11 protein-coding genes and 1 pseudogene are annotated in these 12432 nt (G+C 34.4%); all 12 read right to left on the bottom strand.

All coding sequences use genetic code 11. The annotated features are described in order from the left end of the window. Positions 1-75 precede the first annotated feature (75 nt). Positions 76-1338 (bottom strand): helix-turn-helix domain-containing protein, encoded by a 1263-nt coding sequence (locus B7R65_RS09915; protein WP_088042597.1) that lies wholly within the window; start codon positions 1336-1338, stop codon positions 76-78. Positions 1339-2080: 742 nt separating this feature from the next. Then, a complete protein-coding gene (locus B7R65_RS09910) occupies positions 2081-3523 on the bottom strand; it encodes a spore germination protein (RefSeq protein ID WP_088042596.1) in 1443 nt (480 codons plus the stop codon). 418 nt (positions 3524-3941) lie between these two features. Further along, positions 3942-4973 (bottom strand): C40 family peptidase, encoded by a 1032-nt coding sequence (locus B7R65_RS09905; protein ID WP_088042595.1) that lies wholly within the window; start codon positions 4971-4973, stop codon positions 3942-3944. Positions 4974-4994: 21 nt separating this feature from the next. Beyond that, positions 4995-6080, bottom strand: a complete 1086-nt coding sequence (locus B7R65_RS09900; RefSeq protein ID WP_088042594.1) for a dipeptide epimerase — start codon at positions 6078-6080, stop codon at positions 4995-4997. A gap of 161 nt (positions 6081-6241) precedes the next feature. Then, on the bottom strand, positions 6242-6559 hold the full coding sequence (locus tag B7R65_RS09895; protein ID WP_088042593.1) for a DUF3870 domain-containing protein: 318 nt from the start codon (positions 6557-6559) through the stop codon (positions 6242-6244). A gap of 322 nt (positions 6560-6881) precedes the next feature. Further along, positions 6882-7362 (bottom strand): annotated as a pseudogene (locus B7R65_RS21510) (exosporium leader peptide); the annotation flags it as partial. Positions 7363-7366: 4 nt separating this feature from the next. Beyond that, entirely contained in the window at positions 7367-7855 is a 489-nt protein-coding gene (locus B7R65_RS09885; protein WP_256941243.1) for an ABC transporter permease, read from the bottom strand. 570 nt (positions 7856-8425) lie between these two features. Then, complete coding sequence (locus B7R65_RS09880) at positions 8426-9745, bottom strand: 6-phospho-beta-glucosidase (protein WP_088042592.1); 1320 nt, start codon at positions 9743-9745, stop codon at positions 8426-8428. Then, a complete protein-coding gene (locus B7R65_RS09875) occupies positions 9745-10056 on the bottom strand; it encodes a PTS lactose/cellobiose transporter subunit IIA (RefSeq protein WP_088042591.1) in 312 nt (103 codons plus the stop codon). The genes B7R65_RS09880 and B7R65_RS09875 overlap by 1 nt, the downstream gene beginning before the upstream one ends. Before the next feature lie 33 nt (positions 10057-10089). Beyond that, positions 10090-10398, bottom strand: a complete 309-nt coding sequence (locus B7R65_RS09870) for a PTS sugar transporter subunit IIB (RefSeq protein ID WP_088042590.1) — start codon at positions 10396-10398, stop codon at positions 10090-10092. 28 nt (positions 10399-10426) lie between these two features. Beyond that, positions 10427-10966 (bottom strand): RDD family protein, encoded by a 540-nt coding sequence (locus tag B7R65_RS09865; RefSeq protein ID WP_088042589.1) that lies wholly within the window; start codon positions 10964-10966, stop codon positions 10427-10429. 97 nt (positions 10967-11063) lie between these two features. Further along, positions 11064-12368, bottom strand: a complete 1305-nt coding sequence (gene celB / locus B7R65_RS09860) for a PTS cellobiose transporter subunit IIC (RefSeq protein WP_088042588.1) — start codon at positions 12366-12368, stop codon at positions 11064-11066. Positions 12369-12432 lie beyond the last annotated feature (64 nt).

Genomic DNA, 12432 nt, shown 5'->3' with positions numbered 1-12432 from the left:
ATTTATCAAATTATTTATTTGACCTTTCTAACAAAAAAAGTAATTAGATAACGATCATTCGTCATCTAATTACTTTTAATTTAATACTATATTACATTCAGATCTTAAGTACTGATTTAATTCAATTGCTTTTTTTAATTCTTCTAACTCAATATAATATGTATATAACTTTTTTCCATACTGCTCTATATAAGATTCATTTTTAATTGAAACAAACTGTGGAATAGCTTCTTTTGCTAAACATTCATAATATTGACTTCGATTTTTTTTACATTTCAATAATAAAAGTTTAAAAAGAGTAATATAGATTGGGCTATTTTGTTTTTTAGCCAATTTGGCACCTTTTACTATTTCTTCTAAAAGTTTTTCTCTATTCAATAACTTTCCTTCCGAGCAAGTTTCAACAAAATTGTAGAATCGACGTAAATAATAGATTGATGAACTATCTGTCCTAAGTAATGATTGCTCTATGTATTGGGCAGCTTGTTTATACTCTCCTCTTTTAAAGAATTCTACCCCTAAATTATTCAAAAGAATAAGTTTTTTTTCAATAGCCCCTAGGCTCTCACAATTATGAATTAAATCCTTGTAGCTTCCAACTATTTCTACTAAATCAATTTCTTTCTCACCTTCAAATTGCATTAGCATTAATATTTGAGCATTTATAGCATTCATATAGTTATATGTATTATTGAAAAAATTAAGTGCTTTATTGGCATATGAATATGCTAATACTTTTTCCCTTGCATAATGATAGCCAAGAGCTAAATGATAGTAAAATTCTTCATTTTTGTATTCTTCTATGTTAATTTGCTTTAATATTCTAACAGCAGTTCGAAAATCTTCACTAGTTGTTGTCCTATAAGTGCTAATACAGTACATCCCTTTAATATGAAGAATTAAATTTTTCTCAAAATCAGAAATCGTTCGGAAATTTTTTTCAGCATATTCGGTAATAGATTTAGCTTCATTAAACATCTTATTATGAAGATAATATCTTGCTGTTAATAATAAATAATACGATGAATGTTTAGAAGTCATTATAAACGGCATATTTTCTAATTCTAATTTTATTTCCTCAATTTTAATTGAGTTTTGCATAATCATAGCTTGATTCCAATCTTTTAAACGTAGTTCGATAATATGTAACGCTTCTATTTCTTTGTTTATATCAATTCCTAACCGTTCTGATAATTTGGAAATAATTTCAGGTGATAAAATTACTTTTCCTCCCTCGAATCTACTAATATATGCTTTGCAACAAATCCCTTCCCCTAATTTTGATTGACTGATTCCCTTTTTCTCACGATAAAATTTGATGATTTCTCCGACTAACATCTTTCGCCCCCTTAATCAAGTAACAAAATTAGGAATAGTTCATTCAGCAAATTAGTTATATGAAATTACCTTTATCTTAAGAAACTTTGCATTTTCATAGGTTCTTGAATTATGACGGAACGGTAATATTCCAAGTTTCAATTTAAAAGCGATTTAATTTGTATTTTACTTAAATAATATATTTGTTGAGTAAAGATTAAAGCTCAATGTCATAGTCAATTCTATTAACCAAGTTATATTTACTAACTACGGTACTAGGGGTTTGAATACCAAAGATCATAAAAATCAACTCCTTTAAATTCACTTTTTCAACATGGAATTTAACTCTTAATTTTAATTACTCTAAAGAAAAATTAATGCATTTTTTTATTCCGAATATTACTTAATTTTCTAACATACATTAATTGTTTTTATTATACAAAATCAAAGTTTTCTAATAAAATTAAATATTCTGAAAGTATAATAAGAGAATCTTATTTTAATAAAGCAGTCAGAGGACACCTATTATTTATAGATCGTTAAAAAAATATCACCTGTAAAGTTTTTCTAGAAGAATTACTTCAGACAAAAGTAATCCTTTAAATTGGAAATTATTTAAATAGGGTCATATATAATTTCCAACAAATTCTAGAAATACGTATATTTTATTATCTATAAGTCATGCAGAAGAAATTATCGAACATTAAAAAACAACGTACCTTTAGTGGCACGTTGCCTTATTAATATGTTATAAATAAACTTCTTATTTTTTATGTGGATATGTATGTTTACTATTAATCAACTTCCTCAAATCGCCTCGAAATAATACATCTTTCATTTCTTTTGGACGAAATGGAATAAAGGGAGCTAAATATGGAACACCTAGTGATTTAAGCGATGCCATATAAATAATCAAAGCCACCATTCCAACTATCAATCCTTTTAATCCGAAAAAGAAACCCCAAAAAAGAAATATAGCTCGAAGTGTTAACGATGTACCGTATAATCCACCTGCTGCAATAGCGATACTTGCCAAAAAATTGATTCCTACAATAATTAAAGTCAATGGGTGAATCAATTTCGCAGAAACGGCTGTTTGTCCTACTACAATTGCTCCAATTAGTGAAACAATGATGACGGTTGCTTTTGGTATTCTTAGCGAGGCTTCCACAAGTAATTGAAACAACAACAATACGAAAAAAACTTCCATTAGTGTCGGAAATACTGTGTCCGATTCTTTAAAAAATGATTTAACGAACTTGTGAGGAACCCAATTGTGATGAAAACGTACCATCGTAACATAAAGACCGAGCAACATAATAGAAAGAATCCAACTAAAAAAGCGTAACATTCGATTACCATAGCGACCTGATTTTGTATTGTATTCATCAGGTTGTTGAAAATAATGAAGAAATAGAGTTGGAACGATTATTGAATAAGGGGTACCGTTGACTAAAATGGCAACTCTCCCTTCAAACAATGCAGATACTGTCACATCAGGACGTTCACAAGTAAACGCAAGTGGAAATAACGTCTTTCTCCCTTCTAACGCATCCTCGATAACTCGTGCTTCTAATAAATATGTTACATCAATTTCCTTTATCTTTTGTCTCGTCTCAACTAAAACTTTTTCATCGACAAAGTCCTCCATGAATAAGATGGATACGTCTGTCTTTGTCTCATTTCCGACTTGAATATTTTCAACACCTAATTTATGTGTTTGAGTCATATTCCGAAGAAGATTAACATTGACTTTCAGTTGTTCGGTGAATCCAATCATTGAGCCCTTTACAGATCTTTGTGTATCAGGTTCTGTTATTGATCTCTTTTGCCAATCAGCAGTGTCTGCTAAAATACCTTCTTTATATCCATCAATTAGTACAAGCGTTTTCCCACTTGAGAGCCCTGCCAAAACTTCATTAAAATCCCCTATTTTGGCTACGTCAACAATTGAAAGATGACGAGTTATAACAGCATCAATATTGTCGAATTTTATTATTCTTAACAATGGTGAAAGAATATTATCTTGTATGTTTTGGGTATTCGCAATTCCATCCAAATAAAGAATAGCAGCATCTCGTATAACTTCATCGTTGACTGTAAGTTGTCTAATTTTCAAATCAGAGGAATGATTAAATTGTTCTTTCAAATGATTAATATTCTTTTCTAAACTTATGGTTAAAGTAGTTTGTACTAAGTTATTCACTTAAATCTCCTTAGACATTTTCCGCTTAGTATTTACATAAATTTTCCAAATATGTATGAGTATAAGAGCAGTCAATTAAAATTCAAGTCTTTAACTAAATATTTACTATATTTGGCAATCTAAGATCCGTTTCAAATACCTCACACCCCTTTACTTCGTTTCCGCTAATGGCGCATCTGCTACAGTTGGATTTTATAAACCATTCTTTTTAACAAGATAACAGGTTTAACAAATTTTAAGTTCATAAAATTTCTACCCTTTTTAAGGTGAATGATTGTAACTTATCAAAACATAAAAAAAGCACCTTTCCATATTCGGAAAAGTGCTTCTTTTAAGGTGAATCTTAAAAATCTACTGATTTTATTGACACTATTAAATTTCAACACATAACTTCAATGTCTTCGAATTTACGATTCTATTATTCTTCCCAATAACGACGCGCACCAGAGAATTCCTCAATGTAACCTGGAGTATTCAATGGAATAATTTCGACGTTCTTAGAAGCGTTAGGAGCATGAATCATTAGACCGTTACCGATATACATTGAAACGTGATGAACAGAACCAGTCCCATTATTAGACGCAAAGAATAATAGATCGCCAGGTTGAATCTCATCCTTATTGACTAGCTTACCGCTCTTAGATTGAGGGCCTGAATCTCGTGGTAGCGTAATACCATATGACTTGTAAATTGAATATGTAAATCCAGAGCAATCAAATCCGAAGCCTGAAACCCCCGCCCATAAGTAGCGTAAGCCAAGGAACTTCTTCGCCGTTTTAATTAACTCTTCAGGAGTTGCCTTAGGAAATTCACCTTCGTTTTGATAGAATGCAACATCTTCTTTCTTAATAAATTTATTCCCATCATCTGGAGTTGCGACCATGATAATATCACCAAAATCTTTTATTACTGGCAAGTGCGTATTAAAGCTAACTTCCATGAACTTGTGATTTAGGGCTTTTCCATCATACAACCAAGCTGTTGGACTAGATACCATAATAAATGGATCATCATTTAAATTTTCTAATCGATCATCCGCTGTTAATTGTTTCTTCGGCATCCAACCAGGATAACCTAAAGGGTTACGTGAAGTAGGCTGACCTTCTACCGCAACTTGCACCCAGTCATCTTCCTCCTGTAAAATTACTACTTTCGTTCCATACACCGCTTGTGTTTCAAGTTTTCCAGTCAGCCAACGTCGAACCTCGCTATCTTCCATATTAGCTGACCATTGCCATGGATCAACTGGATTGCTTAAAGAAGGTGCATCAATATCTCTGACTTGAAATCTTCCATTCGTTGTCCACTGAGTTGATACAGAAACATCGACATAGGCTGTATCACCTGGGTGAAATTCTTCTGGCGATTTTGCTAATGCTTGGAATGTCATTGTCGATAGTAAAGTACCTGCAACTGATAAACACAAAATCAATTTTTTTGTCTTTTTCATGTTAAAACTCCTCTCCTTATTTTAACGAAGACTTTTAGATAATCTTCGGTGAATCCCTAAGCCAGGCAAGGATGATAAATGGACTTCATCCCCAATAAATTCAATTCCATCAAAATCTTGGTTTACAAGCCAAAGAGGTGCATCCAAATCAATTTTTTGAATGTTTGGATGTGCTGAAGCTATATGTGCAGCAGCTAGTACGGAAACCGAAGATTCCATCATACTACCAATCATGCAAGGAATATTCGCTCTTTCCGCAATGTCAGCAATTTGCATTGCTCTTCTAATACCACCAGTTTTCATTAACTTAATATTTAGAAAATCAACAGCATCTTCTTTAATTAGACGCAATGCATCTTGTGGAGAAAAAAGACTCTCATCCGCCATAATTGGTATATTGACATGCTGCTTAACAAATTTCAGCCCATCAATATCACCAGCATGGACCGGTTGCTCAATTAGTTCTAAATTAGCATCCAACTGTTCTAATTCTTGGATGATAGAAACGGCCTGACGCGGGGTCCATCCTTGGTTGGCATCAACACGAATAGAGACATCTTTTCCGACTTTTTCCCGGATAGCCATAATTCGTTGAACGTCCTTTGCCCAGTCTTTTCCGACTTTGATTTTCAAAATAGAAAAACCATCTTTGATTATTTGGCTCGCATCCTGACACATTTCTTCCACCGTTCCAACACTGACGGTCATATCATTTTTTAAGAAATTCGTCCTTCCTCCGAGAAATTGATAGAGTGGAAGATTAAGATGTTGGCATAATGCATCATAAAGCGCAATTTCCATCGCCGCCTTCGCACTTGTATTTGCTACGCAAGAGCGTTCAATTATCAGGGAAAGCTCATAAATATTTCTAATATCCTTCCCAATTAATAGTGGAGTAAGAACCGTCTTTAAAATGGTTTCAATGCTTTCTTTCGATTCTCCTGTAATGGCAAGTGTAGGTGCTGCAGCTCCGACACCAATTAATCCATCCTCCAATTGAACATAAACAAAAACGTTCTCTATTTCAGTGGCAGTTCTAAGAGCCGTTTTAAAGGGCTTTTTTAATGGGAATACTTCTGTTTGTACATGTATTGATTGAATGATCATCATTTTTTTCCTTTCTTTATTGAGTTCTAATATGATTTGTCACTAAAAAAGTTTCCAGTAAACTACCAAAAAATTATGTTATAAATATAAAAATCCAGCTATTAGAAAGGGCATGCCTTGCTAATAGCTGGATTTCATCTACGAAAATAGATAAAGCAGCATTACGATTCAATAATTTGCATGTATTTAATGTGTGCATTTTTGAAAGCCACTGTCAACGCTTTCTGTGATGATCCAAAATATCGTGTATTAATTTCACTTACTACTCCATCTATATTCATCATTGATTGACCTACGAATAAATGTTTCACAAAGGATGTAGTTAAAGAAATTGTAGCTGAGCAATCAGCATCAACGATGATATGGCTTGTCCTGTCGACTACCAACCCTATAAAAAAGGCATTAAATTGCTGCATAATTGGATTATTAGATGAAGTCTTTGAGTCCCCAATAATAAAGATTGTATCCTTACTGTACACTATACTTCCTCCCGCAAAACAGGTATTCCGTGCGAAATTCAATCCGAAAAGAAAAGAATGGGCAACGGTATATGTGTTCGCTTATAGTTAATGATAATATATGAAAAAGATTTTTACAATATATTATGAATATTCAGTTTTACAAAAGTCGAATTTCAGGAAAAAAGCATTATGAACTATTAAATCACTCTTACTTTTTCACTATAAAGTGAAAGTGGAAACAGGAGAAACTTACTTCAAATAGTATACTGAATCAATAATATGAAAGGACGATTAACAAAGTGATTTATGTTAATCGTCCTTTTTTTGTAATAAAAATTTTTAAAACTGTACCTGTTCCGAAAATAGTTACTCTAGATCGTATTGGGATTGAGTCAACTGTCGCCCTAACTCCTGTAAGAACATTATTAACACCATTAACTATTAATCTACCTGAATTAGGAAATGGATTAAAAATATTTTCTGTAATTGCAAAACTAGTTAAATTTAAAGGCTCAATTGAAATATGCTCAGATTGAACATTTATAATAACATTTCTATTTATTCCTCCACCTACTAAATTCAATTGTGTATCAGTAGTTGCTTACGAATTTATGGTAATATTTCCACTAGAAACGAAAGACGAAAACATCATCTTATTAATTCTATTTTGAGTATAGCCAGAAGATAACAGCGAGTCTCTTATACTTACTTGATTAACAACGGTAGATAAATGCTGTAAATGTTGCAGTAGGTGTGATGTTGACACTTTCAAAAAAAAATTTACCAGAAACACTGTGCGCTAATAGAAAGTTAAAATCAAGATAATTATGATGGTGAAGGAAATCTCGCAGCTTCAAAATGAGTACTAGCTTGACCATCTATATTTACGGAAATAAAACCAGCAGTACTACTTTGGGCAAAAACCTCAACCTTATCCATTGCTCTAAGTTTCTGGATCGTCGAGACATTTACAACATTTCCAAAGTTTATTGGACCAAAGAAATCGTTATCAATAGCAACAGCAGGTCTTCCATTCACACGAATTTCGATCCGGGCTCTATAGTTGACATTGTTATTATTAGGAGTAAAAGAAATAGTGGCAGAAATTAAATACACACCATTTTTATTTGGTCTAAATGTTGAAGTACCAGGACTATATTCATTTGCTAAATCGAATTGTTTAAGTTGATAGTTTACTTTTACAAAAGTATTTTCAGGTACATTTTGATTTGCATTATTAACAGCTCTAAAGGCTGAAGCAATATTAATATTCTCTTCAATTGAATCGTTTGGTTTTTTCGGTTTTGGTGGCAAACTTTTCACTTCCCTCTAATATACTTCTATATTATATTAGGACGAGAATGGAGTGATTGTATGCCTGTCCATTTTTCAATCATTAAACAGTTAAACCATCAACCAGTTAGCATACAAAATGCCACTTCCTTGGGCAAAATCCAATTTAAAAAGCCTACTAGGCAATTAAAGTAGAAAGGAAACTGAACCAGCCATCTCTATCCATTTTGAACCCAGCAATGAGATAGCAGGGTATGTCAGTTGTACCTAGTTACTTGATTTAAACACACGACATACTTACAACTGGATATCAGACAGGATCATTGTCGAACATTTAGGTAGGGACTTCTTTGATAACTTTTTTCGAATTTAAAAATCTAATTGGTCTACAGATACCAATAAAACGAAAAAGACTAACGAATTTAAACGTTAGTCTTTTTACGCATTCAATCAGATGTTTGCACTTGAATGGTTCGTCACCATTATCCTCAAGAATTGTCAGTCATGTACTAAACTTACTAGATTGCATGATATATATATCCGACTTTTTTATGATCGAAAAATCAGATAAAATATCTAACAATCAGATTGCTATTTTTTAAAAAATCTAGGTAAATATTCTTTGTGCGCCTCTAACATTTCGTCTACAATCGAGATAGCCAATTTATCGTTAGCAACAAGCGGATTGATCGTCAAAGCAACGATTGCTTTTTCACGACTTCCTTCAATCGCAGCCTCAATCGCCATCTGTTCAAACGATTTAATCGTTTGGATCAATCCTTGTACTGGAACTGGCATTTCGCCCATCGTTAATGGAACTGGACCATCTTTTGTAATGACACAACTCACTTCAACAGCACAGTTAGATGGTATTCCCGAAATGGCTCCATTGTTCATCGTATTAAGCGGTTGAATATCTCGCGTATCATTGTAAATCGATGAGATCAAACGACATGCCGCATCGGAATAATATGCACCACCACGTTTTTCTAACTCGGGTGGTTTTACATCTAGCGTTTCATCTTTATATTTTTCAAACAAAGATGCTTCAATCCGTTGAACGACTTCTGCACGTGTTTCATTCGACTCAAATTCCTTCAATGCTCTTGCCAGCATTTCAGAAGTTTTGAAATAGTAGTGATGGTAAGAGCAAGGGATGACATTGATTCCTTTGAGGAATTCAGGTGCCCACTCCTCTGCGTCAATGTTTTTGACAAAACTTGCATTAGCAGGATCCATAATCATTTCAAGAACTTTCTCTTTTACACTCACTCCATCTAGATAAACCTCTAGTCCAAAAACCATATGATTAAGACCTGCAAAATCAATACGAATTCGAGAGTGTTCAACATTTAATAGCTTTGCAATCCCCATCTCCATTCCAATCGGTATATTACAAAGGCCAATAAATTTCTTAATCTTTGAATATCTTAATGCTGCCTCGGTCACCATTCCTGCAGGGTTTGTAAAGTTAAGTACCCACGCATTTGGACAAAGCTCTTCCACTTCCTTGCAAATATCCAAAATCACTGGAATCGTCCGGAGCGCTTTAAATAAACCACCTGCACCGTTGGTTTCTTGACCAATCACACCATGTTTTAATGGAATTCTTTCATCAAGTGCTCGTGCAGCCAATTGTCCAACTCTTAGTTGTGTCGTAACGAAATCTGCACCTTTCAAAGCCTCACGACGATCATATGTTAGGTGAATTTCCATTGGAACACCAGCTTTTTTGACCATTCGTTTTGCGAGCGCACCAACTGTTTCTAATTTTTCGCGACCTGCTTCGACATCCACAAGCCAAAGTTCTGTAACAGGGATTTGTTCATAACGCTTAATAATACCTTCAACTAGCTCCGGCGTATAACTAGAGCCCCCACCAATTGTCACAATTTTAAATGGCTTTGACATTACGTAAGGCCCCTTTCATACATATCAACAAACTCTTTTGCCATGTCTTTGACAGTGATCGCGTTCATCAAATGATCTTGAGCATGAATCATTAACAGTGAAATTACTGTTGGGTTGCCGCCAATCTCTGATTGAATAAGCGTTGTTTGAATATGATGCGCTTCATTTATCGCTTCATTTGCTTCTTTTAATTTCTCACGTGCTAAATCCATATTCCCTTTTTTTGCGGCTTGAATGGCTTCCATCGCGGAACTTCTACCATTTCCACCGTGTAAAATCAATGTGAAAATTTCTGTTTCATTTTTTATCATGAAATGGACCTCCTTTCTGTTTTCGAATGGTTCTTACTTATTATCGTATAGTTTGATGGCTTGCTCGAGAATCGCTTCCCCATCGCACATGCCATAATTCAACATATCGATGACATCAACTGGGATCTTTTTCTCTTCACAGATGTCTTCCATTTCGCTTAACAGAAAACGTACTTGTGGTCCTAATAATAACACGTCCGCCTCTTCGAACTCTGTGCGAATTACTGATTCAGAAACTGCCCAAATGCGTGCTGAAATCCCTTTTGAAGCAGCAACTTTTTCCATTTTTAAAACGATTAAACTTGTCGTCATACCGGCAGAACAACATAACATAATATTCATGATGATTTCCTCTTTCTTTCTTAAGTATTTAAACGTCGACCTTATTCGCAACGACTAATCTAGCGATTCGATCGTGTGCAGCCAATGATTTTTGATTCGCAAATAGGCTGATAACCGACAGTAAAAATGGGATGCCCTGAAACAAAAACATGGTCAAAAATTTAATGAAACTTCTAACTATCATGAGTAATACAAAAGCAAGTAGACCTTTTTTGTGATGGATGTGCGTTAGTTTCAAACGAAAGAACATTTTTCCAATAGTAGAACCTCTTAACGATAAGGTTGTTAGGATATCATAGCAAAACCAGATAAGAAGCGATTGAAGAAAGGCTTGATTAAAAAGAGCCATCACCTCTACGGTCGCATCTTGAGTTCCTGTTTCACTCATTGTTTTTTGAATTTCAATCATCTTTGTAAAGACGCCAGGAAAGTCTGCAAGTCCCGTTAGTTTATAAACAATCGAAAGAAGGATTGAGACAATTATTGCATCAGTCACAAAAGCGGCCATTCTTTTTAATCGAATCTGAGTAATTATATTCTTTTTGCTGTCCATAGTGAGTATTCGCATTTAAACATTAAGCCGTCCCTTCGTTTATCCGATTTTATACAGATAGGTTGGGTGTCAAACTTAAGTAGATTGACACCCGAAAGTAGTGACGTCTAAATTAATTAGTCGCTTTCTCCAATTCTAAGTTTTTCTTATCCCACATCTTAATGAAAGGGAACCAAATCGCACTGGCAACTGCAAAAGCAACTAATTGCATGACGACACCCATCAGTTTCCCACCAGTCATCAGATAACCACTGATGAAATATGGGGTTGTCCACGGAATAATTGTACCAGTCGTATGTGGAAAAATTCCCATTGCTGTACCAAAATACGTAACGGTTAATACTGCTACTGGTGCAAGTATGAAAGGAATGATTAAGAATGGGTTTAAGACAATTGGAACACCAAACATAATTGGTTCGTTTACGTTAAAAATAGAAGGTCCAATCGCCAAACGTCCAACTTTCTTAAGAAGTTTTGATTTTGATAAAAACATCATATAGATAGCTACTGGTAAGGTAGCACCCGAGCCACCCATCCAGATCCCATTCTCATAGAATGTATACGTAATGATATGTGGTAATGCTTTCCCCTCTTTTACAGCTGCTAAATTTGCATCCGCATTTGTAATCCAAATCGGTTCCATCACGGACGTGATGATCGATGAACCATGGATTCCAAAACTCCATAAGAAATGTTCCATTAAACTTGCGATCAGCGTACCAATATAGCTTGAACCTAAAATCGTAAATGGTTGTGTGACAACCTCATGGATAAACGTTGCAAAATTTTCCCAATTAGTGTGTGAAAAAGCAAATCGAACAATTAAAAAGAACGTAATAATTACAAAACCTGGAATTAGGGCTGTAAACGAACGTGAAACGGTCGGTGGTACAGTATCTGGTAAGGTGATAATTAGCTTCTTTTGTAAAAAGAAACGATAAATTTCAGCGGTGATAAGAGCCACAATTAATCCTAAGAACAAATACTGTGCACCAAAAAGATCAGGCGACCAAGCTGATACACTTTCTTTATCAACAGTGAACTCGCTCATAATGTTCACAATTAAATAGCCTGCTAATGCCAAAACACCTGCTGGAACACCATCAATTTTTTTGCCATCGACTTTATAACTGCTTGCTAGTGAGTATGCTACACCAAACACGGCGATTAAAGCGATGATCCCCATTGTACCGTTGTAAACGATGTCTCCAAAAGCATTCCAATTTTCTCCAAATAGTTTGGACATAAAGTCTTGATACCATTTCGCTTCTAACCAAGCGACGATTATGAAAAACGAACCAATAATCATTAGCGGCATAGCAAACATAATTCCGTCACGTAAGGCAAGTAAATGTCTTTGATTACCTATTTTCGAAGCGATTGGTAAGAACTTCTTTTCAAAAGATTTATTTTTCATTGAATTTTCACTCCTTTAAAGGTCTTGGGTAATCAGAAGATCCCTTGATTACCCGAAACCTTTT

Origin of the sequence: Bacillus sp. EAC (genome assembly GCF_002156875.1) — a bacterium.
Lineage (GTDB): Bacteria > Bacillota > Bacilli > Bacillales > Bacillaceae_G > Gottfriedia.
Note: the sequence above shows the minus strand (reverse complement) of the source record. Positions and strands in the feature narration are given on the sequence as shown.